The organism is Caballeronia sp. LZ035, from assembly GCF_031451175.1.
Lineage (GTDB): Bacteria > Pseudomonadota > Gammaproteobacteria > Burkholderiales > Burkholderiaceae > Caballeronia.
This window is the reverse complement of the sequence record NZ_JARUXS010000002.1, coordinates 83632-107235: the sequence shown is the minus strand read 5'-3', so window position 1 is coordinate 107235 and position 23604 is coordinate 83632. Positions and strand designations below refer to the sequence as shown.

The window sequence follows — 23604 nt, the reverse complement described above, 5'->3', positions numbered from 1 at the left end:
CGAACATCTCCTCAAGATTTGGTGTTCAGACCGGATTCGAGACTTTCGAGCGTCCGGCCGCGCACGTTCGGACCGAGCACGGCAAGCAGCAGCGCCATCACGACATAGGCGACGCCCACGGACGACACGACATAGAACGGGTTCTTCAACGTGAGCAACGCAGCCGCGACCGCGAACGGCGTGGCCGCCGATGCAAGCCGGCCGATCAGCGCAGCCGTGCCGAGGCCGCGCAGACGCACGCCGGTCGGCAGGATCTCGGGGATATAGGTCGCGAAGCCGACCGACGATATAAAAAATATCGCCGTGACGAGAATCAGGCCGGTGATCATGAGTCCCTGCGGCGAAGTCTGTCCCGCGTAGGCGACGCCCGCACACGCCGCGATCAGCGCGGCGGCCATCAGCGACCAGCGCCGCTCGATGCGGTCCGCCAGCACGATACCCAGCAGCGGCCCGAGAAAGCCGCCCATAAAGCTCACCGCCGCGAACGTGAAGGTGGAGCCGAGCGTGAGGCCGCGTGAGACGAACAGCGTCGGCAGCCAGCTGATCAGCACGAACAGGCCCGTCAGGTGGCAGATGTTGAACACGACGGCCAGCGCGAACCGTCCGCGCACGAGCGGCGAGAACAGCGCATCCCAGCCGAGATGCCGCGCCGGTTCGCGGGTAAGTTCGGCGTCGGGCAACGTCTTGCCTTCACGCTGCACGATGCCGGCCTCGATCGAATCGACCACGCGCGCCGCTTCCTCGTCGCGACCGACGGACGCAAGCCAGCGCGGCGACTCCGGCAGCAGGCGCTTGTTCGCGAAGACCAGCAGCGCCGGAATCACCGACAGCAGGAACAGCACGCGCCAGCCCACATTCACGTCGGTGTTCGGCACGATGAGCCGCGCCATCAGCGCGCCGAACGGCAGGCCGCCGTTCAGCAGCAACGCCACCGCCGACTGGAAGCGCCCGCGATAACGCCGTGGCGTGAACTCGTTCAGATACGCATAGCCGGTGACGGTGACCGTACCGATCGCGAACAGGTTGAGCGTGCGGAACGTGAGCAGCATGCCGTAGCTCGTCGCGAAGCCGCAGCCGAGGCTCGACAGGCTGTAGGCCAGTACGGTCGCCTGGAACAGACGCCTGCGGCCGATGCGGTCGCCAAGCAGTCCCGCTGCGATCGAGCCGAATGCGGCCGCGATGAGCGGCACCGAAATGAAAGTGGCCGTCGTCGCAGGCGTGAGCCAGCCGTGCTTGTGCAACGCCGGGATGACGAAGCCGGTGACGGTGAGATCGTAGCCATCGAAGAACATCGCGACGCCCAGGATCGCGAACAAGGTCCAGTGAAAGCGCGAAAGCGGCAGGCGCTCCATGCGCCCGGCGATGTTCAGCGCGGAGACATGCGCGTCGGTCCGTGCGCCCACGTCGGCATCGTCGTACGAGGTCAGCGTGGCCGGCTTCATGCCGTTCTCCCTTGTGCGTACGCGGCGATGTCGAGCAGCCGCTGCATGCGCGGCACCAGATCGATCGCGACGAATTCGCCATCGACGATAGCCGTGCCCTCGCCGCTCGCCTTCACCGCCTCGAACGCGTCGACGATGCGCCGCGCCCGTGCCGCTTCCGCTTCGGTCGGCGTGAATGCGCTGTTGACTGCATCGACTTGCGCCGGATGGAACACCACCTTGCCGCTGAAGCCGAGCTCCCGCGCGCGCAACGCGTCTGCATGCGTGCCTTGCGGGTCGCGCAGACCGTGCAGATAAGGCGCGTCGATGGCGTCGCAGGCTGCGGCGCCCGCCGCCGCGACGATCGTCGAACGTGCCCATAGCAAGGCGGTCGGCGTGATCTCGGCGCCGGTTTGCATCGTGTAATCGCCCGAACCGAAGAAGAACGCACAGAGGCGCGGCGAGGCATCGGCGATGCTCAGTGCATTCAGCACGCCGCGCGGCGTCTCCAGCGTGGCGATCAGCTTGACCTGTGCATCGCGTCGCGTGAGTTCGGCGTCGAGCCAGCGCAGTTGCTCCGCGGATTCCACCTTGGGCACGAGCAAGGCATCGCAATGCGTGAGCGGAATCGCTTCGAGATCACGCGGACATTCCGCCGTGCCCACCGCATTGATCCGCACCACGCGCTCGCGGCCGCCAAAGTCGAGCGTCGGCATCAGCTTCGCGAGATGAGCGCGTGCTTCGTCGCGACGCGCAGGCGGCACGCCGTCTTCGAGATCGAAGACAAAGGAATCGACGGCAAGCTTCATCGCGCCCGCCATGCGGTCAGGGCGATGCGCGGGCGTGATGAGCATCGAGCGGCGGATACGCATCATTGCGGCCCCCACGTCGAAGCTTGATGCAACAGCGCCGGAAGGCGCGGAGAGAGCATGCACATACGCATTCGGTCGTCTCCTGAAGATGCCCGCCGAGTCGTTGCCGGCGGGTCTGCAATTCATTCTGTCAATCTGTCGACAGTCGGACGATAGGGGTAAACGCGCCGAGCCCCGCTCCTGGCGCAGTGCGGCACGTTTCGCTGCAAGCCTTGCAGCACAAGGCTCTGCGGGCGATGAACACGCGTGCGCTATGCGCTTCCTGCATAACAGGTATTCGAGCGTTCGCGACGGGCTATCAATACGCTCCACCGAAACAACCCGCCATTGACGAACCATCCGGGAGGAGATACCCATGAGCATCGACGCAATCGACGGCGCCGCCGCGCAGTCCGTCGACGAAGGCAAGCTGTACAAGAAGCTGCTGTGGCGCATCGCGCCGATTCTTTTTCTCTGTCACACGTTTTCGTTTCTCGACCGCGTCAATATCGGCTTCGCGAAGCTGCAGATGCTCGGCGATCTCAAGATCGGCGACTCGGCCTTCGCACTGGGCGCGAGCATGTTCTTCATCGGCTATATCGCGCTGGAGATTCCGAGCAACATCGTGCTGCACCGCGTGGGCGCGCGACGCTGGATCGCGCGCATCATGCTGACCTGGGGCCTGATCTCCGCGGCCACGATGTTCACCGCCGAACTCGCAAAACTGTTCGGCGTCGAGAACGCGACGATGTTCTATATCCTGCGGCTGCTGCTCGGCTGTTGCGAAGCGGGCTTCTATCCCGGCGTGCTGCTGTACATCAATTACTGGTTCCCCTCCGACCGTCAGACGAAGGTGACCTTCGGCCTGTTGCTCGCGCTGCCGACGAGTCTCGTGCTCGGCGGACCGCTGTCCGGCTGGCTGATGCAGCATTCGCACGGCTGGATGGGCTATAGCGGCTGGCAATGGATGCTGCTGATCGAAGGCGTCCCGGCGATGGCGCTCGCTTTCCTCGTCTACTTCGGTCTCGCCGACAAGATCCATCACGCGAAGTGGCTCACCGATGCCGAGAAGCGTCTGCTCGACAAGAACGTCGTCACCGAGAACGCGCACAAGGAATACAAGTTCGGTCCCGCGCTGCGCGACTATCGCGTGTGGCTCTGCGCGGGCATCATCTTCACCTACGCGACGGGCTGGTACGGGCTGTCGTTCTGGCTGCCGTCCATCGTGCGCGAGTCGGGCGTGAAGGACACGTTCCACATCGGTCTGCTCACCGCGATTCCGTTCGTCTGCGCCGCCGCGACGATGCTCTTCAACGCGTGGCATTCGAGCAAGACCGGCGAGCGCCGCTGGCACGCCGCCATTCCCGCCTTTGTCGGCGGCACGGCGCTCATCATGAGCGCGGCCTTTGCCGGGAACCTGCCGGTCGCGATGATCTGCCTGTGTGTCGCGGCATCGGGCGTGCTCGGGCTCACGCCGATCGTGTGGACTTATCCAGGCAGTCTCCTGTCCGGCACGGCCGCCGCCGCCGGCTTCGCGATGATCAACTCGTTCGGCAGCCTCTCGGGCATCGCGGGCTCGTGGATCACCAGCCTCATGAAGCAGTGGACCGGCAACATCAACAACGGCACCTATGCGCTCGGCTTCGTGCTTATCTGTACCGGCATCCTCGTGCTGTCGATGCCCGCGGCGACCTTCGTGCGCGGCGCGGCCAGGAAGGCGCCCGCCGAGCCGAACGTCGCGAACGATGCCCTGACCGACTCGCCGGCCTGAGGTGCGCTAAGACCGTTCCTCGATCGCGCGCCAGACGCCGGTTCGCACCAGCGACTCGGTTTCCTGGCGCACGATGCGATACAGCGCCTTCATCGCGAGCGTGGCTTCCTTCTTCGGCGAGAACGCAATCGAGAGCACGCCGGACAGCGATGGCTCGCGAAGGCGCCGCGCCTTCAGCGTGCCGCGTTCGAGGCGTTTTTCGATGGCGGCGAACGGCGCGATGCTGAAGCCCAGCCCGGCTTCGACGAGATCGAAGATACCCGCCATCGCGTCCAGTTCGACGACGATGTTCAACTGCAATCCTTGCGCGGTCGCGGCATCTTCGGCCAGCGTGCGCAGACCATGCGGACGCGGCGGCAGGACCCATTGCAGGTCCACGGTCTCGGCGAGCGCGATGGAATCCGCCGAGGCGTTCATCACCTCGGCATCGGGCGGGCCGATCAGCAGCATCTCGTCCGACAGCAACGGCTCCACGCCAATCGTATTCAACGACGTCACGTTGTACAGCACGCCGATATCGAGCTTCCCGGTCATCAGCCATTCGAACAGATAGCCGCTCACGCTTTCGCGCAGCTTGAGCCGCACGTCGGGAAACTCCGCGCGAAAGCGCTTGGTGAGCGGCACCAGCAGGAACTCGCCGAGCATCGGCGGAATGCCGATCGTCACCGTGCCGCCCGGGTTCGAGCGCAGCGCCTGCATCTGGTTAAGGGCGCTGTCGGTGCGCATCAGGATGTCGCTGGCGGACGCGAGGAAGGTCTTGCCGCCATCGGTCAGCGACATGCCGTGACCGTTACGGTAAAGCAGCGCCAGGCCGAACTCCTGTTCGAGACTCTGGATATGGCGCGTCAGCAGGGACTGGCTTACGCCGAGCAGCGTCGCGGCGCGCGACAGGCTGCCTTCGCGCGCGACGACCTCGAAATACCGCAACTGTCTCAGTTCCACTTGCGCACCCTCCGGACTTGCCGGTATTGTCGGCGGCGGCGAATTTCAGGTTTTGCATAACTGGTATGCAAGCGGCGTCAAAGCCGCCTCGCTACGCTTCCTCGTTCCACTCGATCACCCTCAGGAGAGTGCATGCTGCCGAAAGCACCGGGCTTTTCATTGCACGGCAAGACAGCGTTGATCACCGGCGGCGGACGGGGCATCGGCCTCGCGTCGGCCGCGGCGCTGGCCCAGGCGGGCGCGCGCGTGACGCTGGTCGCGCGTTCCGCCGATGAACTCGAACGCGCGTCCGGCCAGATCAATGAAGAAGGCGGTCAGAGCGACTTCATCACGCTCGACATCACCGATTCGGCCGCCGTCAGCGCCGCCATCGAGGCGCGCGAGCCCTACGACATTCTCGTGAACTGCGCGGGCACCAATCGCCCGAAGCCGCTTGTCGACGTGACCGATGACGACATCGACGCGATCATCGACCTCAATGTGAAGTCTGTTTTCCATGTATCGCGCGCCGTTGCAAAAGGCATGCTGCGGGCTGGAAACGGTGGCTCGATCATCAACGTGTCGTCGCAGATGGGGCACGTGGGCAGCCCGGGCCGCACGGTGTATTGCGCGTCCAAGCATGCGCTCGAAGGCATGACCAAGGCGCTGGCATGGGAGCTCGGGCCGCACGCCATTCGTGTCAATACGGTGTGCCCCACGTTCATCGAGACCGTGCTCACGGCAAGCATGTTCGATGCGCCGGGTTTTCGCGACTGGGTCACGCAGCGCATCGCGCTGGGCCGCGTGGGACGCGTCGAGGAAGTGATGGGCGCGATTGTGTTCCTCGCCAGCGACGCCTCCACGCTCATGACCGGCAGCGCGCTCATGCTCGACGGCGGCTGGACGGCTGCGTGACATGGACCTACAACTCAAGCGAGACAATTGATGAACGTAGCGAAGATGAAACTGGACAAGCCCGTGGCCATCGTCGGCGCGGGGCTCGTCGGCGCGGGCTGGGCGATTGCCTTCGCGCGCGCCGGACTGAACGTGCGCGTGTACGACGCGAATCCGCGCACCGCCGAGAACGCCATTCCGTGGGCCGCGAATCAGCTGGCGGCGTTGCACAAGCACGGGCTCATCAGCGAAGCACCGGAGACCATCGCCGCGCGTCTCACGCTCGCCGATTCGCTCGCGCAGGCTATCGACGGTGCAGCCTACGTGCAGGAGTCCGTGCTCGAGCGCGTCGATGTGAAGCGTCAACTGATGCTGGATCTGGAGAAGGTGGCGGACGCGGAGGTGATCATCGGCAGTTCGAGTTCGGGCATCAAGGCGTCCGACTTCGCCTGCGACCTCGCCATCTCGCCACGCGTGCTGATCGCGCATCCGGTCAATCCGCCGTATCTCGTGCCGGTCGTCGAACTCGTGCCGTCGACGCAGACGTCGCCGGAGACGATCGACTTCACCGATGCACTGATGCGCGGCATCGGGCAAAGCGTCGTGCATGTGCGCAAGGAGATCGAGGGTTTCGTGCTGAACCGTCTGCAAGCGGCGCTGCTGCGCGAAGCGTGGGCGTTGCAGCGCGACGGCATTGCGAGTTGCGAGGATATCGACAAGACCGTGCGCGACGGCCTCGGCTGGCGCTGGTCCTTCATGGGCCCGTTCGAGACAATCGACCTGAACGCGCCGGGCGGCGTGGCCGATTACGCGAACCGGCTCGGACCGCTGTATCACTCGATCGTGAAGTCGCGCGTCGATGACGGCCCGTGGGATGAAGCGCTGATCGCTCAGGTCGAGAAAGACCGCCGCCAGCATCTCTCCGCCGACGACCTCTCCGCGCGCCGCGACTGGCGCGACGAACGGCTGATGCAGTTCGCGGCCCGGCGAGCGCAGGATGACGGCGAGCGCTAAGCCACTTTAGCGGCGGGCCTCGGTCGCCATTCTCAGCGCGAGTCCCGCGAGCACGGTGCCCATCAGCCAGCGCTGGATCAGCAGCCACGCGGGCTTGCGCGCGAGAAACACGGCGATGGAACCGGCCGTCATCGCCACCGACGCATTCACCGCGATGCTCAGCGCGATCTGCACGAGGCCGAGCATCATCGATTGCGCAAGCACGCTGCCATGTTGCGGATCGATGAACTGCGGCAGCAGCGAAAGATACAGCACGGCAATCTTCGGATTCAGCAGGTTGGTCACGAAGCCCATCGTGAAGAGCTTGCGCGGGCTGTCGACGGGCAGGTCGCGCACCTGGAATGGCGAGCGGCCGCCGGGCTTCACCGCTTGCCACGCGAGCCAGAGCAGATACAGCGCGCCGCCGAAGCGCAGCGCGTCATAAGCGAAGGGAATCGCGATCAGCAACGCGGTGATGCCGAACGCCGCGCACAACATGTAGAACACGAAACCCAGCGCGACGCCGCCGAGTGAGATCAGGCCGGCCGTGCGGCCCTGGCAGATGGAGCGGGAAATCAGATAGACCATGTTGGGCCCGGGCGTCAGGGCCATGCCGAGCGCGACCAGCGCGAAGGCAATGAGGTGGGACGTCTGGGGCATGGGGGCGGCTCCTGTGGGACGGTTCCACATTGTTCCGTGCGAGGAGGTGGCGGGACAGGGACACATGGGAAGTGGGCGTTCGATACACTTGCGCGCGGGTTCGCGTTTGTCGCGTGAGCATTCCAATGACTTGACAGTGCGCTGCACCGGCCCTCTCACGTCGGATTTGCTCCGCGTTCGCGATCATGCGAAGTGTGCATCGAGGCCGGCTCACATCCAGGAACACCACTCCAGGCTCGATCGGACAGCCGCTTCCGATGGTTCCACCGTTTTCGTGAGCTCCGTTATTCGTCGCTCTCCCCAGGCGCGTCTTCGTTCAGACCCAGCGCCAAAGCCAGCCCGCGCGACTCCCGCCAGGCGATTTTCACGAACGGATCAGTCGCGTCGTATCTTCCTTTGCCCGTCGACATCACCAGATTCGCGTCCGTGAGCGCCAGTAGCGCGTTCTGGACCGCGCTCTGCGAGACCGGCATGCCGATTTCGCAGGTCAGCGCCTGATTGGTCTCAGCGGAATAGAAGCCGCCTGTGGGTGCATCGCTCAAGCAGATCCGATGGAACACGGCCGTGGCGAGATCGCCCAGACTTTCGGCTCGAGAGATTTCTACATCGGCAGCGGAATGGCGCAGCGCCTGCACGATGATCGGCAACTGAGCGTCGGGCGCAAGGTCGGACGGGCTGTCGCGCAGAGCAATCAAGGCCTTCAACATTTCTTCCGGGCGGCTGCCGAGTTGCTGGAATGCGTTGATCGCAACAGGCAACGTGGGCAAGCGGTCTCCGAGTGGCTCACGCGTCTGGTCCAGCACATACGTCACGTAGTCCTCGCCCAGCAGCGGGAACGGCTGCGACCATGCACCCTGGAACGCCTGATTGCCGCGCATCACCATCTCCTGCACCTGCGCCCGGTGCGATCCGGTGCCAATGATGAACAGCTTCCCCGGCATGCCCGGCTCCAGATTAACCGCGTCCCGAGCAGCCTTCAGCGCCAACAACAGTTCGTTGCCGGCGGCGCTGCCCATCGCGTGCTGGATTTCGTCGATGATCAGCACGACGTTGGCGCGCGTTTTCTCGACGACTTCGGTGAACACGGCTGCCAGAGTCGGACCCGTTTTCTTGCCCAGCTGATCCAGCTTGAAGCCGAATTTGAAACCGCCACCCCCTATGTCAATCTCCGAAACACGCCTGAGCTGCCGGGAAATTCGGCCGAACAGGTCGGACGCCGGTTTTTGCAGATCCGCCAAGGTCTGTTCGATGGCGCCCGTGACCAGATCCGCAGGATTGGCCTGTACCTGACTCCACAAATCGGCATACATGACGATGGCGTCCTGACGCTGCAGCGCGGGCATCAGATCCTGCCGGATGAAGGTCGTCTTGCCGATACGCCGCGGCCCGGACAGGAATACACCCGCCTCGAACTGTGGATCAAGCGCCCGGGGATGAAGGATCTGGCGGGCCATCTCGTCAGCCAGCTCCGTACGGTGGTAGGCCATGGCAATTATAAAAATTATTCAACGGGGATAATTATCCCATCCAAATAATTTTCCGTAAAGCTCGCCAGCCTGTGTTCCCTGTCAAAGAAAGTGCCCTCGCCGACCCCTCAACGTCGGCCCGATATAATCGCCGGACCATTCCACGAGGATCCGCGCATGAAAATTCTTGTCGCCCTGAGCACCGCCCTGGCCCTGTCGAGCACCGCGTTCGCCGCCAACACCACCGAAAAGCTGCCCTCCGGCGTCGTGGTCGAGCATCTGAAGCAAGGCACCGGCGCACAGCCCACGGCCAGCGACGTCGTCCGCGTCAACTATCGCGGCACGCTCGCCAACGGCACCGAATTTGACAGTTCCGCGAAGCACGGCGGCCCCGCCACGTTCCCGCTCGGCCGCGTGATTCCGTGCTGGACCCAAGGCGTGCAGAAAATGAAAGTAGGCGGCAAGGCCAAGCTGACGTGCCCCGCCGCCACCGCCTACGGCAGCCAGGGTGTCGGCCCCATTCCGCCGAACAGCGACCTGACCTTCGAAATCGAGTTGCTCGGCATCGGGCAGTAAGCAATCGCGCTGTAACCGTCGCGCAAATAAAAAGGGCGCCGCAGGAGTTCATCCTGCGGCGCCCTTTCTTTCGCGCCGTGGCGCGTCAGCGAATTACATCGTCACGGTGTCGGCCACTTGCTTGAAGTCGTCGATACGGTCGAAGTTCAGGTACTGATAGATCTTGTCGCCATTGGCGTTGATCACGCCGATGTCGCTCATGTACTCGTCCTTGGTCGGAATCCGGCCCAGACGCGAGCAGATGGCCGCCAGTTCCGCCGAGCCGAGATACACGTTCGTGTTCTTGCCCAGACGGTTGGGGAAGTTGCGAGTCGACGTCGACATCACCGTGGCGCCCTCGCGCACTTGCGCCTGGTTACCCATGCACAGCGAGCAGCCCGGCATTTCGGTACGCGCGCCAGCCGTGCCGAAGACGCCGTAATGGCCTTCTTCCGTCAGCTGCTTCTGGTCCATCTTGGTCGGCGGCGCGACCCACAGTTTGACCGGAATATCGCGCTTGCCTTCCAGCAGCTTCGACGCCGCACGGAAGTGACCGATGTTCGTCATGCACGAACCAATGAACACTTCGTCGATCTTCGCGCCGGCGACATCCGACAGCGTCTTCACGTCGTCCGGGTCGTTCGGGCAGGCCACGATGGGCTCATGCACGTCGGCCAGATCGATCTCGATGACCGCCGCATAGTCGGCGTCCGCATCCGGCGAGAGCAGTTCCGGATTGGCGAGCCATTCTTCCATGGCCTTGATGCGGCGCTGGAGGCTGCGCGGGTCCTGGTAGCCCTCGGCGATCATCCACTTCAGCAGCGTGATGTTGCTGGTGAGGTATTCGATGATCGGCTCCTTGTTCAGATGCACCGAACAGCCAGCCGCCGAACGCTCGGCCGAGGCATCCGACAGTTCGAACGCCTGCTCCACCTTCAGATCCGGCAGCCCTTCGATTTCGAGAATGCGGCCCGAGAAGATGTTCTTCTTGCCTTGCTTGGCGACCGTCAGCATGCCCTGCTTGATGGCGTACAGCGGAATGGCGTTGACGAGGTCGCGCAGCGTGACGCCCGGCTGCATCTTGCCCTTGAAGCGCACCAGCACCGATTCCGGCATGTCCAGCGGCATGGTGCCGGTAGCGGCCGCGAAGGCCACCAGCCCGGAACCCGCCGGAAAGCTGATGCCGATCGGGAAGCGCGTGTGCGAGTCGCCGCCGGTGCCGACGGTGTCGGGCAACAGCATGCGGTTGAGCCACGAGTGGATCACGCCGTCGCCGGGACGCAGCGCGATGCCGCCACGGTTGCTGATGAAGTTCGGCAGCGTCTGGTGCGTCTTGACGTCGACCGGCTTCGGGTACGCGGCGGTGTGGCAGAACGACTGCATCACCAGATCGGCAGAGAAGCCGAGGCACGCCAGGTCTTTCAGTTCGTCGCGGGTCATGGGGCCCGTGGTGTCCTGCGAGCCGACCGAGGTCATTCTGGGTTCGCAGTACGTGCCGGGGCGCATGCCCTGGCCTTCCGGCAGGCCGCAGGCGCGGCCGACCATCTTCTGCGCCAGCGAAAAGCCCTTGGCCGTGCCGGCCGGCTGCTGCGGCAGGCGGAACAGGTCCGACGGCGCCAGTCCCAGCGCTTCACGCGCCTTGGCCGTCAGCCCGCGACCGATGATCAGCGGAATGCGGCCGCCGGCGCGCACTTCGTCGAACAACACTTCCGACTTGACCTGGAATTCCGCGATCACCGCGCCGTTCTTCAGCGCTTTGCCTTCGTACGGACGCAGTTCGACGACGTCGCCCATTTCCATCTGCGACACGTCGACTTCGATGGGCAGCGCGCCCGCGTCTTCCATCGTGTTGTAGAAGATCGGCGCGATTTTCGAGCCGAGGCACACGCCGCCGAAACGCTTGTTCGGGATGAAGGGAATGTCTTCGCCCGTGAACCACAGCACCGAGTTGGTGGCCGACTTGCGCGAGGAACCCGTGCCGACGACGTCGCCCACGTAGGCGACCAGGTGGCCCTTCTCCTTCAGCGACTCGATGAACCGCACCGGGCCGCGCTTGCCGTCTTCTTCCGGCGTGATGCCGGGACGCGCGTTCTTCAGCATGGCCAGCGCGTGCAGCGGGATGTCCGGGCGCGTGGTGGCGTCCGGTGCCGGCGACAGGTCGTCCGTGTTGGTTTCGCCCGTTACCTTGAAGACCGTGACGGTCAGGCTTTCAGGCACTTCCGGACGGCTCGTGAACCACTCGGCGTCCGCCCAGCTTTGCAGCACGGCGCGCGCGTGGGCGTTGCCCTTGTCCGCGAGTTCCTTGACGTCGTGGAACTGGTCGAACATCAGCAGGGTTTTCTTCAGCGCGTCCGCGGCCACGGCGGCCACTTCGGCGTCCGACAGCAGGTCGATCAGCGGCGCGATGTTGTAGCCGCCCAGCATCGTGCCGAGCAGTTCAGTGGCGCGCTGGCGCGAGATCAGCGGGCAGGCGGTTTCGCCTTTGGCGACGGCGGCCAGGAAGCCCGCCTTGACGCGCGCGGCCTCGTCCACGCCGGCCGGCACGCGGTTCGTGATGAGGTCGAGCAGGATCTGCTCTTCGCCCGCGGGCGGGTTGTTCAGCAACTCCACCAGCTCGGCGGTCTGCTGAGCATTCAAAGGCAGAGGCGGAATACCGAGCGCGGCGCGTTCGGCGACATGAGCGCGAAAATTTTCAAGCATGAGGGGACCGTTCGTTTGCGTTTCAGAGGACGACTTTTCAGTCGCGCCGAGGCTGCTTCCGGCATTGCTTCGAGCGCAATTTTATCGTTTTGACCGCGTCGCGTCAATTATCTTATGTCTTATGTCTTATACAAGACCTGCTGTCAAAGCCTGTTGTCACTGTCGGTTTTCATGGTTTGACGGCATGACTGTCAGGCGCCCTGCGCTCACACCGAAGTCGACGGCCACGACGCCTCGATCGCCTGCAACGCGCTCGTCACGATGGAGCGGTTCAGCGCCGCCGCCAGCACGCCGTCGCGTTCTTCATAGGCTTCGCACAGGCGCTGATGATCCGAACACGAGCGTTGCAGGCGTCCGGGCAGCGACGTGCTCAGGCGGCGCAGGCGATTAATGCGCATGCGCATGGAATCCAGCACCTCCTTGAAGATGCCGTTGCCGCACACGCGCAGCTCTTCATCGCGGAACGCGACGTTGGCCCAGAAGTAGGCATCGACGTCACCCCGCGCGGCGGCCTCGGCGAGCTGCCGGTGCGCGGTCCAGAGTCGTTCGATGTCCTGCGGCGTCGCCCGCTCGACGACGCCCACGGAGATCTGCGCATACAGCAGCGCGCGCAGCTGATACAACTCGCGCACGTCTTCGAGCCTGATCGCGGAGACTCTCGGACGCTTGCGCGGCGGCCAGTCAACCAGTCCTTCGCGGCTCAGGACGAACAACGCTTCACGCACCGGCGTGCGGCTGACCTTGAAGCGTCTGGCGAGTTCGACGGAGTTCAGATCGTCGCCAGGCGCGAGCCGACCTTCGATGATCCCGCGCGCCACCCAGTCGATGATTTGATCGTCGCTCGATGCGGGCTCTGATGTGTCGACACTTTCGGTCATGACGGTCATTCCAGATGTCTGGTAAGGTGCAACAAGGCACTAACAATTCTACCTCTGCCGCGATGGAGTTCGTTTCCCGACGCTCCATCTGTCGACACTTCGCAAAATTCTCGCCACGAGGAGACAATGCATGTCCGAGCGCCATCGGCCTCAACGTCGCAGGCTGTTGCAATCTGCTGGAGCACTCGCCGCGCTGTCCCTGGGCGGTTCGCGCCTCGTCCTCGCTGCTGACGGAGCGGAAAACGCAAGCGCAGACCATGAACACATCACCGCGCAACTCGCCCGCTACATGGCGCAGGCCCGCACGATGCCGCTCCCCGCTCCCGTCGTGCTCGCCTGCAAGCACCGGATTCTGGACACCTTCGGCGCGATGGTCTCCGGATCGCGCATGCGCCCCGGCATGCTCGCCGCGAAATACGTCGGCACGCTGGGCGGCGCGCCACAGGCGACGGTCATCGGCACGCACGCGCGCACGAGCATCGTCAATGCGGCGCTGGCCAACGCCATGTGCGCGCATTCCGATGAGACCGACGACTTCGAACCCGTGACGAAGGCGCATCCGGGAAGTTCGGTGGTGCCGTCGGCGCTGGCCATGGCCGAGCACGGCGCGCAAAGCGGCGAGACGATGATCCGCGCGGTCACGCTCGGCTACGACCTTGCCTGCCGCCTGCTGATGGCGCTCGGCCCCGATCTCGTGCGCGGCTCGCATCGCAGCGCGGAAGGCACGGCCTCGACCTTCGGCTCGCTTGGTGCGGCGTCCGCCCTCGCGGGCCTCGACGAAACCGCCATGCGCTATGCGATCTCCTATTCGGCGCAGCAGGTGTCCGGCCTCTGGAGCTGGGTCAAGGACAAGGACCACATCGAGAAAGCCTTCGACTTTGCCGGCATGGGCGCGCGCAACGGCGTCATGGCGGTGAGCATGGTGCAGTCCGGCATGACGGGCGTGCGTGACGTGCTCGACGGCACGCACAATCTGTTCATCGCGCTCTCCACGCAACCCGATCCGCACGCGATGATCGACGGGCTCGGCTCGCGTTTCTATGTCAGCGAGACGGCGATCAAGACGTACTCGGTGGGTTATCCGATCCAGTCTCCGCTCGACGCGCTGCTCGCCCTGCGCAAGCAATACAACCTGACGCCGGACAACGTGAGCCGTATCGTCGTGCGGATTCCGCCGGATGCGGAAGGCATTGTCGGCGATAGCGCGATGCCCGACGTCAACTGCCAGCATCTCGTGGCGCTCGCGCTGGTGAAAGGCGCGGTGTCGTTCCGCGACAGTCACGATGTCGCCCTGATGCGCGATCCCGCCATTCTCAAGGAACGCGCGAAAGTGACGGTGCAGCCGGACCCCGCGCTGCATGATCCCGCCGCGCCGCGCGGCGCGAAAGTTGAGGTCACGCTGACGGATGGCCGCACGGTCGAGCACTTCACGCGCTTTGCGCCCGGCACGAAGGAGAACCCGCTGTCGAGCGAAGCCGTGGCGGCGAAGGCGCGCGACCTGATGGCGCCGGTGCTGGGCACTGCGCGCACGGACGCGCTCATCGAGAAGATCGAGCATCTGGAAACGCTCAGGGATGTGCGCGAACTGCGCCCGCTGATTACCGCCTGACATCCGACACACGAAAAGGAGACAACCCCATGGCCAGCATCGACCGGCGCTATTTCCTGAAGACCGGCGCGGCGGGCGCACTCGCGTCCGCAACCGTGGGCACGAGCGCGCTGGCGCAAGGCAGCAACAGCGCGGCCTCGCAGCCGGGCGCCACGAATGCGCGCCCGCCGAAGGTCACGCGCATCCTTGCCGAGTTCATCGGCAAGACGCGCTACGAAGACCTGCCCGCGCCGGTGCGCCGTGAAGGCGTGCGCACGCTGATGAACTGGGTCGGCGTCGCGGTGGGTGGTTCGCACGACACGACGGTCGATCGCGCCGTGGCCGCACTCACGCCTTTCTCGGGGCCGCCGCAAGCCAACCTGCTCGGACGCACGGAGCGTTTCGACATCATGAACGCGGCGTTCATCAACGGCGTCAGCAGTCATATCTTCGATTACGACGATACGCATCTCAAGACCATCATTCATCCGGCCGGGCCGGTGGTCTCCGCGATTCTCGCGTATGCGCAATACCATCCCGTGTCGGGCAAGGACTTCCTCAATGCACTGGTGCTGGGGGTGGAAACCGAGTTGCGCATCGGCAATGCGGTGTACCCGAATCATTACGATGTCGGCTGGCACATTACCGGGACATGTGGCGTGTTCGGTTCGGCTGCGGCGATGTCGAAGCTCATGGGCCTCACCGTGCAGCAGACAGTCTGGGCGCTGGGACTGGCGGCGTCGCAGCCAGTGGGCCTGCGCGAGTCGTTCGGTTCAATGAACAAGAGCTTTAATCCTGGCCGCGCCGCCGCCAATGGCATGTTCGCGGCGATCCTGGCAAGCAAGGACTACACGAGTTCGGACGGCATGATCGAGGCAAAGCGCGGCTGGGCGAACGCAATCAGCACGAAGCAGGATTACCGCGAGATCACGGACGGTCTTGGCACGCACTACGAGTCCACGCTCAATACGTACAAGCCGTTTGCGTGCGGCATCGTGATTCATCCGGCGCTGGACGCCGCCATCCAGCTACGCAACCAGAACCATCTCAGCGCAGACCAGATCGAACGGATCGACTTGCGCGTGCATCCGCTCGTCATCGAGCTGACGGGCAAGAAGACGCCGCAGATCGGCCTCGAAGGCAAGTTCAGCATTTATCACGCGGTGGCGATCGCGATCATCGACGGTGCGGCAGGCGAAAAGCAGTTCAGCGACGCCAAGGTGCGCGACCCGCAGACTATCGCGCTGCGCGAGAAGGTCAATACGATCGTCGATCCTTCGATCAAGCCCGAGCAGGTGGACATGACCATCACGCTGAAGGATGGCCGCAAGCTGCACAAGTTCATCGAGCATGCGATCGGCAGTACGGAGGTGCCGATGACCGACCAGCAACTGGAGAAGAAATTCTCCGATCTCGCCGACGGTATTCTGCCGGCGGACCAGACGCGCGCGCTGATCGACACGTGTTGGCGTGTCGAGAAGCTCGATAACGCGGGGGATATTGCGGTGGCGGCGGTGCGGCGTTAGCGCATTCCACCACTCGCAATCAGACTCTCGCCCGTCAGCCACCGTGCGTCATCCGACGCGAGGAACACCGCAATCGCCGCGATGTCATCCGGTTGCCCGAGCCTGCCAAGCGGCGTTTGCGCCAGCGCCGCCGCTTCGAATTCCGAACCGATGACGCCCGCCGTATGCGTGCCTTCCGTCACCACGACGCCGGGATTGATCGAGTTGACACGAATCTTCCTCGGACCGAGTTCGCGCGCCAGCGAGCCGGTGATGGCATCGACAGCGCCTTTGGTGCCGCTATAAACGGCAGTGGTCGCCGGCGTGATGCGGCTCACGACCGAACTCACATTGACGATGCTCGCGCCTTCGCCCATATGCTTGACGGCGGCCTGCGCGGTCAGCAGCGTGCCTAGCACGTTGACGTTGAACTGCTTGTGGAAGTGCTCTTCGGTGATCTCTTCGAGCGCCGCGAACTCATAGACGCCGGAATTGTTCACGAGAATATCGAGCCGGCCGAAGGTTTCGATTGCCGCGTTCACGATGCCTTGCGCATCCGCTGCCTTTGATACATCGCCGCCCACCGCAACCGCACGGCCGTTCGCCGCAGTGATCGCAGCGACGACGGCATCGGCGCCTTCCTTGCTGCTCGCATAGTTCACGACCACCGCCGCGCCTTCGGCCGCGAGCGCCTTGGCAATGCCTGCGCCGATGCCCTTCGATGCACCCGTGACCACTGCGACCTTGCCTGCGAGTTTGCTCATGATGTCTTCCCTGAAAAGTTGACTGGACGGTAGAGGACCGGCTGCTTTGCTGGGTCGGCCCTGCCATGGTGACAATGTAGTTGGGCCGTCACCACCGATAAAGCGGACTAAAGTGAATTGACATGCAGGCAAACGCGAATAATGAACCGAAGCCTTGCAGACACTCGTTCGCTCCGTGGAGGGAGACCGCATGACTACGCTTCGCAGCGATACGAACTTCGCCGGACCGATTGCCGGGCTGTATGAACAATTACTCGTGCCGATGCTTTTCGCGCACTACGCCAACGACCTCGCCCGCCGTATCGCCGCACTGGACCCGTCACACGTGCTGGAAACCGCTGCGGGCACTGGAGCGCTGACACGCGCGATGTCGCGCATGCTGCGTCCGCAGGCCGCCATCGTCGCGACGGACTTGAACCAGGCCATGCTCGATCGCGCCGAAGCGACAGGAACGCCCGCAAACGTCACGTGGCAACAGGCCAATGCACAAAGCCTGCCATTCGCCGATGCACGCTTCGATGTCGTCGCCTGCCAGTTCGGCGCGATGTTCTTTCCCGACAAATCGGCCGCCTTCGCGGAAGCGCGTCGCGTGCTGCGGCCGGGTGGCACGCTGTTGTTCAACGTGTGGGATCGCATCGAGGAGAATGCTTTCGCCGACACGATCACGACCGCACTCGGCCGCGTGTTTCCCGACGATCCGCCGCTGTTCATGAAGCGCACGCCGCACGCTTATTTCGATACGAGCACGATCTCGGCGGACCTCGCCCACGCAGGTTTCGATGCACCGCCGCGCATCGAAACGGTGACGGCGCTAAGCCATGCGCCATCCGCACGGGCCGTTGCCGTCGCGTATTGTCAGGGAACGCCCTTGCGCAATGAGATCGAAGCACGCAAAGGCGCGACGCTCGATGAAGCCACAATTGCCTGCGAAACAGCGATCAAGGATCGCTTCGGTACAGGTCCGGTGCAGGCCGGGATGCAGGCGCACGTGATCATCGTGCGCCGCTGAAGCTTCACGCCCGCCCCAGCACCCGCGTAAGCCATGCAATCAGCGCCTGCCCATCGCACGACCCGCTGCGATAGCCGAGATGACCATCCGGCCGCACCGCCCACACCATGCCGTTGCGCGCCCCGAACTGCGCCGCGAACTCGCCCTGGAAATCGCCCAGCGTGCGATAGCGTTCGTTCGCGCCGTTCATGATCGAAGGGGACATGATCAATACCACGCCGCCCGTAAGACCGAGCGCGCCGCGCCATGCATCGACGGCCTCATCGAACGCGGCCCCGCGCGCACCGTCCTCGTCTTCGTCGATATAGCCGAGCAGCGTATGCCTGCCGCGCCCGATATGATCCTGCAAGCGCTGCACCTGGCCGACGAACGCCTGCACCAGACCGCCCACTTGCGGTACGCGGTCGCCGGGCGCGGGCAGTTCAGATGCCATGTCACTGCACTCGTCGGCGACAGCGGGACTGCCGCGATACCCCACCAGCAATTGCGTCTCGCGCATGCCGGGCCGCATCTCGCCATGCGCGAGCACGGTGTGCATGGCGCGGCTCGTCGACTCGACCACATCGAGCCCGACAGGCCGCCGTTCCGCTTCATAACTGTCGAGCAGTTTCGGGCCGGCCATTCCGCGCGCCGCCAGCCCGATCTTCCAGGCAAGATTGTGCGCATCCTGCAAGCCCGTGTTCATGCCCTGCCCGCCCACTGGCGGATGGATATGCGCGGCATCGCCGGCAAGAAACACACGACCGCGCGCATAGTGCTGCGCAATGCGGTGACTCACGCGATACACCGACGACCAGCGCATCGACGACAAGCGCGTATCGCGCGGCAGGATCGGCAGCATGATGCGCTCGATTTCATCGAACTCGGGCGCCGAGTTCAACGCGTGCTGTGCGGCATCGTCGGGAAGCAGCACCATCGAGAGACGATAGCGGCGCTTCGACCCGCGCACCGGCAACGCGGCCAGCGTGGTGGACTGCGGCGCGGCGCTTTCGGTCGTACCTTGAACCTTGCCGGAAAGATTGAAGCGGTACATCGGTCCGCGCGGCAGATTCCAGTCCACGTCGACATCCGCGAGCATGAAGGTCTGCGGATATTGATCGCCTTCGAAAGGCACGTTCAACTGATGCCGCACCGTGCTGCGCGCGCCGTCGCAACCCACCAGCCAGCGGCAGCGCACGGTGCGGATCTCGCCGCCCGCCATCTGCACGCGGGCATCGACGGCATCGTCCGACTCGGTGAAGTCCAGCAGCGTCACGCCATAATCCACGTGCCCGCCATGCACCGCGAGCGCTGTCTCGAGTAGCCGCTCCGTTTCGAACTGCGCCAGCGAAAGCGCGCCGTAGGGCATGCCTTCACGCGGAAACTGCGCGCTGAAGACGGGATCGCCGTCCTGAAAGGTTTCGGCGCCGGTGAGCCAGACGCCCGTGTCGATCGCATCGCGCGCGATGCCCAGGTCCTCGAAAATCTCCAGCGTGCGCGCCGTGACACCCAGTGCCTTGACGAAGAAGGTGCGCGCCTCGTGCGCATCGATCAGGCAGACATCCAGCCCGTCGCGCTTCAGTTCCGCGGCGAGCAGCAGGCCAACGGGCCCCGCGCCGGCTATCAACACATCGGTCGTATCGTTCATGATGCGATTTCTCCCGAGGAATGCGATGCGTGCGCGTGTGACGCGCGAGATCGTCGTCCGGCGAAAGGGAGAATAACCGTTGTGCCACTGCTTGTGCCGCCATTCGATCGCCCGATCCGTCAGCCGGCGAGCGGGCCGAGCCGCACGCCGAGCACGCAGCCGGCCGCGATCACGGCGAGCACGGCGGTGGCGATCGCGGCGTAGAGCGTGTTGCGCTGCCGGGCAAACACCGCGAGCAACAGCGCGACCCGCATGACGGGCAGCAGGACGAACAGCGCGACGCCCGCCGTCATGGCATGCGCGGCCCACGGCACCGGCCACGCCTGAAACACCAGACCTGCGCCGATCAACCCGCACGCGATCCACGTTCCGGCCTGTAGAAAAACCGCGAGCAAGCGGTCGAGCGACACATGCGCGGCAGGCTTCGTCATCCGGCGAGCTCCGCGAGGTTGATGCCCATGCCTTGCAGCACCATCTGCCCCGCGACGATCACGAGCACGGAGAGAAACAGCACGCGCAGGCGTTCGCTGCGCACCTTCATCAGCACGCGTGCGCCGAGCACGGCGCCGAGCACCGAGCCGAGCGCCACCGGCGCCGCCAGCGCGCTGACGATCTCCCCGCGCAGGAAGTACGCGCATCCGCTGGCGGCAGCCGTGACGCCGATCATGAAGTTGGAGGTCGCCGTGGAAACCTTGATAGGCAGGCGCAAGGCATTGTCCATGGCGGGAATCTTGAGGATGCCGCTGCCGATGCCGAGCAACGCCGACACCAGCCCGGCCACCAGCATCAGCATCAGGCCGAGCGGCACGCGCTGCACGCGATACGCCACGTCGCGACGCAGCCGATGGTCGGGATAGCTCGAATGCAGTTCGAGCACGGCGGCGAGCCCATGCGAAGGCGCATTGGATGCGGCCGACGCCGGATCTTCGCGCCGCACGAACATCTGCCAGGCCGATACGAGCAGCACGCCTGCAAACAGGAAGTCCAGCGCCGGGACGGGCACGATCCCCGCCAGCAGCACGCCGCACAGCGCGCCCAGCGTCGTGCCGGTTTCGAGCACGAGGGCCAGCCGCACGTTGGTCAGCCCGCCGCGCAGGAATGCGGCCGCGCCGCCGCACGAACACGCAATCACCGACACGATGCTGGTGCCGATGGCCGCGTGCATGTCGACGTGAAAGAACATGGTCAGGATAGGCACGATGAACAGACCGCTCGCCATGCCGAGCATGCCGCCCGCCGCACTTGCGCCGAGCCCTGCGCAGAACAGCCACAGCGTTGTTTGCAAGCTCATTGAGTCCGCTCTGAGGAGAACAGTGAGCCAAAACTATAACATGTCATAACAAGTGCGAAAATGCATGACAGACGATCTGCCATGCGTCCGGCTACAAGAACTTCACTGGAACTTCACTGGCACGGGCCGCGTGAGCAGATCGACATAAAAGGCGAAGAAACGGCTGTTGTCGTAGCGCGTGACATACGTGATCTTCTGCGGGGAAGCGCCGGCCGCAGGCATATCCGGATAGACCATTACATGGCCCTGATCTTCACCGGGCGTCGTGTCGATGTCGAGATACGCGCTTTGTGTCTGCGTCGCATAGGTGGGATCGAGAAAATATCCGATCGTCAGCGTGTCGTAGATGTCGGTGTTGTTGGCGAATGCGCCTGCATTCACAGTGGCATAGACCTTCGTCACGGCGGTCTGCCCTGTCGGCGGATTGACGATCTGGTTATAGACGGTCTCGGTCAGCGGAACGGTGTTGGTGACATCGAGCGGGATCACCTTCTGCGGGATCGTGGTCTGCAACAGCGTGCGCACCGCCAGAGGATCGAACCACCAGTTCAGCTCGCCCACTGCGTTCGCGTTGCCCGGCACGTTCATCGCGCCGCCCATATAGACGATCTGCTTGATGAGCGGCACGATCTCCGGCGCCTTTTTCACGGCGGTCGCAAGATTGGTGGGCGGCCCCACTTCGATGATCGTCACCTGGTTCGGATACCGCTTGATGGTGTCGATCATGAAGTCGGCGGCGGCCTGGGCTTGCAGCTTGGTGGACGTCGCGAAGCCGTCGGGCGGCGCGGTCAGTTGCGATTGCTGAGTGGGCTCGGGACGCGTCCACGCACCGAAATATCCATTGGGATTGGCGGCCTGCTGCGCGCGAATGCTCGCGACATCGTATTGCAGCGGATAATTCGCGCCCGCATAAACGCCGACCTTGTCCTGCACGCCCATGCGCTCGACGGCCTTCAGCGCGTCGGCCTCTTCCTGCAACAGCCAGTCGTTGCCCGTCACCACACACAAGCCAAGCAGATTGACCTTGCCCTGTCCCATCAACTGCGTGGTCATCGCGAAGAGCTGGCCATCGTCGCCCATCGTGTTGAAGTCCGAGTCGATGATGATCTTCGGTGCGTTCGAATACGCTGGTTGATTGTTGTCGGACCCACCGCAAGCGGCAAGTGCGACAACGCAGGGAATGATCAGGATTACCGCTTTGCTACGCTGCATGGTCGTGTCTCCCGAATCGATCTAAGTAGAGTGGGCGCGCCGCTGCAACGCAGGCAAAGCGCCACTCATTCTACGATCGATCCGGGATCAGCATGGACCGCGCCCTACTCGTTCCAGTGCCCCGCGCCGCCCGCAAAGGCCGGCACGCCCAGCTGGTCGCGCTGCTGCTGCGCTTCACGCGCCTCGTCCGCCTCCACGGTCTTGCTCGTGTCGATGAACAGCGCCGCCACCGCGCCCACGCCAAGCAAGGCCGCCGAGATCGTGAACGGCACGTTGTAGCTGCCGGTCTGCTGGATCAGATAGCCGAACACGACCGGCGAAGTCATCCCCGCAATGCCGAAGCCCGTGTTCATCATGCCGCCGGCCGTGCCCGCGTACTTGCCCGCGATGTCGAGCGGCAGTGTCCACAGGACCGGATTCGTGATCTCGAGGAAGAAGAACGAGCCGGTCAGGAACCACACGGCGGCCACGGGGCTGGGTGCGTTGACCATCGGCAGGAGGAAGGCCAGCGAGCCGCCCATGCCCACCACGAGAATGCTGCAACGCGCGAGCCGCAGACGGCCGGTCATCTTGTAGATGCGGTCCGAGATGACGCCGCCAAGCGTGTCGCCGACGACGCCCGCCAGCAAGGGCAACGCGGTGAACAGCGCGAGATGCTTGAGGTCGAAACCGCGCGACTCCTTCAGATAGGACGGCAGCCAGGTCAGATAGACCCACAGCAGCCAGCCGTAGCAGAAGTCGACGAAGGTCACGAGCCACATGCGGTGAATCAGCTTGCGCCACGGTGTCACGCTGGTTCGGGCCCGCGCGCAATCGCCCGCGCGATAACCGATCTCGGCGGTCTCTTCCGGCGTGATGCGGCGGTTCTCATCCGGCGAATTGGTGAACACGAAGAAGTAGAGCACCGTCCATGCGAGGCTCGCGATGCCCAGCAGGATGAACGCCTCGCGCCAGCCGCTCGCGGCCACCACGGCCAGCACGAGCGGCGGCGTGAGCGCGCCGCCCAGCCGCGAGAAGCTGTGCGTGATGCCTTGCGCGAAGCCGCGTTCATGCACCGGCATCCAGTACGTGAAGGCGCGCGTGGCGGTCGGGAACGCGCCGCCTTCGCCGATGCCGAGCGCCAGGCGCAGCACCACGAGCATGCCGATGCTGCCGGCGAAGCCCGTCGCCAGCGTGGCCGCGCCCCAGATCAGCGAGAGCACGATCAGCACGAGCTTGGGACCGAACTTGTCGGCGAGCCATCCGCCGACGACCTGCATGACCGCATACGGATACGCAAAAGCCGAGAACACGAGTCCGAGCTGCACGGAACTCAGACCCATTTCCTGACGGATCAGCGGACCCGCTACTGCAATGTTCACCCGGTCGATGTACGAGATGAAGTACATCAGGCACATCACGCCCAGGATGATATGGCGCGTCTTCACGCGCTGACGATGCTGGTTCATTGTGTCTCCCATGTCCATCTGATGTGGAATGTGCAAGTCCTGCTTCGAGG

20 protein-coding genes are annotated in these 23604 nt (G+C 64.3%); 7 read left to right on the top strand and 13 right to left on the bottom strand.

The window, feature by feature from the left end; genetic code table 11:
* Positions 1-11: 11 nt before the first annotated feature.
* Together QCE88_RS15995 and QCE88_RS15990 are read right to left on the bottom strand one after the other, a co-directional pair.
* Positions 12-1442 (bottom strand): MFS transporter, encoded by a 1431-nt coding sequence (locus tag QCE88_RS15995; RefSeq protein WP_309903814.1) that lies wholly within the window; start codon positions 1440-1442, stop codon positions 12-14.
* Positions 1439-2296: a CoA ester lyase gene (locus QCE88_RS15990; protein WP_309903812.1), complete on the bottom strand. Its 858-nt coding sequence runs from the start codon at positions 2294-2296 to the stop codon at positions 1439-1441. Before QCE88_RS15990 ends, QCE88_RS15995 begins: the two co-directional genes overlap by 4 nt.
* Positions 2297-2648: 352 nt before the next feature.
* On the opposite strand from QCE88_RS15990, the gene QCE88_RS15985 reads away from it, so the two are divergent.
* Positions 2649-4043 carry an MFS transporter gene (locus QCE88_RS15985; RefSeq protein ID WP_309903809.1) on the top strand — a complete coding sequence of 465 codons (1395 nt, stop codon included), beginning with the start codon at positions 2649-2651 and terminating at the stop codon, positions 4041-4043.
* 6 nt (positions 4044-4049) lie between these two features.
* Here QCE88_RS15985 and QCE88_RS15980 read toward each other — a convergent pair whose 3' ends face one another.
* Positions 4050-4985 carry a LysR family transcriptional regulator gene (locus QCE88_RS15980; protein WP_309903807.1) on the bottom strand — a complete coding sequence of 312 codons (936 nt, stop codon included), beginning with the start codon at positions 4983-4985 and terminating at the stop codon, positions 4050-4052.
* 132 nt (positions 4986-5117) lie between these two features.
* Between QCE88_RS15980 and QCE88_RS15975 the strand changes: the two genes are divergently transcribed.
* Both QCE88_RS15975 and QCE88_RS15970 read left to right on the top strand, forming a co-directional pair.
* Positions 5118-5879 (top strand): SDR family NAD(P)-dependent oxidoreductase, encoded by a 762-nt coding sequence (locus QCE88_RS15975; protein ID WP_309903805.1) that lies wholly within the window; start codon positions 5118-5120, stop codon positions 5877-5879.
* Between the two features lie 30 nt (positions 5880-5909).
* Entirely contained in the window at positions 5910-6872 is a 963-nt protein-coding gene (locus QCE88_RS15970) for a 3-hydroxyacyl-CoA dehydrogenase (protein WP_309903803.1), read from the top strand.
* A 6-nt stretch (positions 6873-6878) separates the two neighbouring features.
* On the opposite strand, the gene QCE88_RS15965 is transcribed toward QCE88_RS15970, so the two are convergent.
* Together QCE88_RS15965 and QCE88_RS15960 are read right to left on the bottom strand one after the other, a co-directional pair.
* Positions 6879-7511 carry a LysE family translocator gene (locus QCE88_RS15965; protein ID WP_309811988.1) on the bottom strand — a complete coding sequence of 211 codons (633 nt, stop codon included), beginning with the start codon at positions 7509-7511 and terminating at the stop codon, positions 6879-6881.
* Between the two features lie 284 nt (positions 7512-7795).
* Positions 7796-8965: an ATP-binding protein gene (locus tag QCE88_RS15960; RefSeq protein ID WP_309903801.1), complete on the bottom strand. Its 1170-nt coding sequence runs from the start codon at positions 8963-8965 to the stop codon at positions 7796-7798.
* Positions 8966-9154: 189 nt separating this feature from the next.
* On the opposite strand from QCE88_RS15960, the gene QCE88_RS15955 reads away from it, so the two are divergent.
* Positions 9155-9553 (top strand): FKBP-type peptidyl-prolyl cis-trans isomerase, encoded by a 399-nt coding sequence (locus QCE88_RS15955; RefSeq protein WP_309903799.1) that lies wholly within the window; start codon positions 9155-9157, stop codon positions 9551-9553.
* A gap of 93 nt (positions 9554-9646) precedes the next feature.
* On the opposite strand, the gene acnB is transcribed toward QCE88_RS15955, so the two are convergent.
* Positions 9647-12232, bottom strand: a complete 2586-nt coding sequence (gene acnB / locus QCE88_RS15950) for a bifunctional aconitate hydratase 2/2-methylisocitrate dehydratase (protein WP_309903798.1) — start codon at positions 12230-12232, stop codon at positions 9647-9649.
* Positions 12233-12438: 206 nt separating this feature from the next.
* Complete coding sequence (locus QCE88_RS15945) at positions 12439-13110, bottom strand: GntR family transcriptional regulator (RefSeq protein ID WP_309903796.1); 672 nt, start codon at positions 13108-13110, stop codon at positions 12439-12441.
* 130 nt (positions 13111-13240) lie between these two features.
* Here QCE88_RS15945 and QCE88_RS15940 point away from each other — a divergent pair, with 130 nt between their 5' ends.
* Positions 13241-14719, top strand: coding sequence for an MmgE/PrpD family protein (locus tag QCE88_RS15940; protein WP_309903794.1), 1479 nt, complete (start codon positions 13241-13243; stop codon positions 14717-14719).
* A 29-nt stretch (positions 14720-14748) separates the two neighbouring features.
* Positions 14749-16224, top strand: a complete 1476-nt coding sequence (locus QCE88_RS15935; protein WP_309903792.1) for an MmgE/PrpD family protein — start codon at positions 14749-14751, stop codon at positions 16222-16224.
* Here the strand turns inward: QCE88_RS15935 and QCE88_RS15930 are convergent.
* Positions 16221-16967 carry a glucose 1-dehydrogenase gene (locus tag QCE88_RS15930; protein WP_309903790.1) on the bottom strand — a complete coding sequence of 249 codons (747 nt, stop codon included), beginning with the start codon at positions 16965-16967 and terminating at the stop codon, positions 16221-16223. The genes QCE88_RS15935 and QCE88_RS15930 overlap by 4 nt on opposite strands.
* A gap of 190 nt (positions 16968-17157) precedes the next feature.
* On the opposite strand from QCE88_RS15930, the gene QCE88_RS15925 reads away from it, so the two are divergent.
* On the top strand, positions 17158-17976 hold the full coding sequence (locus tag QCE88_RS15925; protein WP_309903789.1) for a methyltransferase domain-containing protein: 819 nt from the start codon (positions 17158-17160) through the stop codon (positions 17974-17976).
* A gap of 4 nt (positions 17977-17980) precedes the next feature.
* On the opposite strand, the gene QCE88_RS15920 is transcribed toward QCE88_RS15925, so the two are convergent.
* The 5 genes from QCE88_RS15920 to QCE88_RS15900 all read right to left on the bottom strand — a co-directional run bounded on the left by QCE88_RS15920 (position 17981) and on the right by QCE88_RS15900 (position 23554).
* The gene (locus QCE88_RS15920) at positions 17981-19603 is read right to left on the bottom strand and encodes an FAD-dependent monooxygenase (RefSeq protein WP_309903787.1); all 1623 of its coding nucleotides are present in this window, start codon (positions 19601-19603) and stop codon (positions 17981-17983) included.
* 119 nt (positions 19604-19722) lie between these two features.
* A complete protein-coding gene (locus QCE88_RS15915; protein ID WP_309903786.1) occupies positions 19723-20034 on the bottom strand; it encodes a DUF1634 domain-containing protein in 312 nt (103 codons plus the stop codon).
* Entirely contained in the window at positions 20031-20894 is an 864-nt protein-coding gene (locus QCE88_RS15910) for a sulfite exporter TauE/SafE family protein (protein WP_309903784.1), read from the bottom strand. Before QCE88_RS15910 ends, QCE88_RS15915 begins: the two co-directional genes overlap by 4 nt.
* Before the next feature lie 102 nt (positions 20895-20996).
* The gene (locus QCE88_RS15905) at positions 20997-22106 is read right to left on the bottom strand and encodes a nucleoside hydrolase (protein ID WP_309903782.1); all 1110 of its coding nucleotides are present in this window, start codon (positions 22104-22106) and stop codon (positions 20997-20999) included.
* A 104-nt stretch (positions 22107-22210) separates the two neighbouring features.
* Positions 22211-23554 carry an MFS transporter gene (locus QCE88_RS15900; protein WP_309903779.1) on the bottom strand — a complete coding sequence of 448 codons (1344 nt, stop codon included), beginning with the start codon at positions 23552-23554 and terminating at the stop codon, positions 22211-22213.
* Positions 23555-23604: the final 50 nt, after the last annotated feature.

Bases quoted from the DNA above. Each gene is read 5' to 3' on its own strand.
- QCE88_RS15935 (WP_309903792.1), top strand. From the start codon at position 14,749: ATGGCCAGCATCGACCGGCGCTATTTCCTGAAGACCGGCGCGGCGGGC.
- QCE88_RS15995 (WP_309903814.1), bottom strand. From the start codon at position 1,442: ATGAAGCCGGCCACGCTGACCTCGTACGACGATGCCGACGTGGGCGCA.
- QCE88_RS15940 (WP_309903794.1), top strand. From the start codon at position 13,241: ATGTCCGAGCGCCATCGGCCTCAACGTCGCAGGCTGTTGCAATCTGCT.
- QCE88_RS15910 (WP_309903784.1), bottom strand. From the start codon at position 20,894: ATGAGCTTGCAAACAACGCTGTGGCTGTTCTGCGCAGGGCTCGGCGCA.
- QCE88_RS15970 (WP_309903803.1), top strand. From the start codon at position 5,910: ATGAACGTAGCGAAGATGAAACTGGACAAGCCCGTGGCCATCGTCGGC.
- QCE88_RS15900 (WP_309903779.1), bottom strand. From the start codon at position 23,554: ATGAACCAGCATCGTCAGCGCGTGAAGACGCGCCATATCATCCTGGGC.
- QCE88_RS15920 (WP_309903787.1), bottom strand. From the start codon at position 19,603: ATGAACGATACGACCGATGTGTTGATAGCCGGCGCGGGGCCCGTTGGC.
- acnB (WP_309903798.1), bottom strand. From the start codon at position 12,232: ATGCTTGAAAATTTTCGCGCTCATGTCGCCGAACGCGCCGCGCTCGGT.
- QCE88_RS15985 (WP_309903809.1), top strand. From the start codon at position 2,649: ATGAGCATCGACGCAATCGACGGCGCCGCCGCGCAGTCCGTCGACGAA.
- QCE88_RS15965 (WP_309811988.1), bottom strand. From the start codon at position 7,511: ATGCCCCAGACGTCCCACCTCATTGCCTTCGCGCTGGTCGCGCTCGGC.
- QCE88_RS15990 (WP_309903812.1), bottom strand. From the start codon at position 2,296: ATGATGCGTATCCGCCGCTCGATGCTCATCACGCCCGCGCATCGCCCT.
- QCE88_RS15925 (WP_309903789.1), top strand. From the start codon at position 17,158: ATGACTACGCTTCGCAGCGATACGAACTTCGCCGGACCGATTGCCGGG.
- QCE88_RS15975 (WP_309903805.1), top strand. From the start codon at position 5,118: ATGCTGCCGAAAGCACCGGGCTTTTCATTGCACGGCAAGACAGCGTTG.
- QCE88_RS15905 (WP_309903782.1), bottom strand. From the start codon at position 22,106: ATGCAGCGTAGCAAAGCGGTAATCCTGATCATTCCCTGCGTTGTCGCA.
- QCE88_RS15955 (WP_309903799.1), top strand. From the start codon at position 9,155: ATGAAAATTCTTGTCGCCCTGAGCACCGCCCTGGCCCTGTCGAGCACC.
- QCE88_RS15945 (WP_309903796.1), bottom strand. From the start codon at position 13,110: ATGACCGAAAGTGTCGACACATCAGAGCCCGCATCGAGCGACGATCAA.
- QCE88_RS15960 (WP_309903801.1), bottom strand. From the start codon at position 8,965: ATGGCCCGCCAGATCCTTCATCCCCGGGCGCTTGATCCACAGTTCGAG.
- QCE88_RS15930 (WP_309903790.1), bottom strand. From the start codon at position 16,967: ATGAGCAAACTCGCAGGCAAGGTCGCAGTGGTCACGGGTGCATCGAAG.
- QCE88_RS15915 (WP_309903786.1), bottom strand. From the start codon at position 20,034: ATGACGAAGCCTGCCGCGCATGTGTCGCTCGACCGCTTGCTCGCGGTT.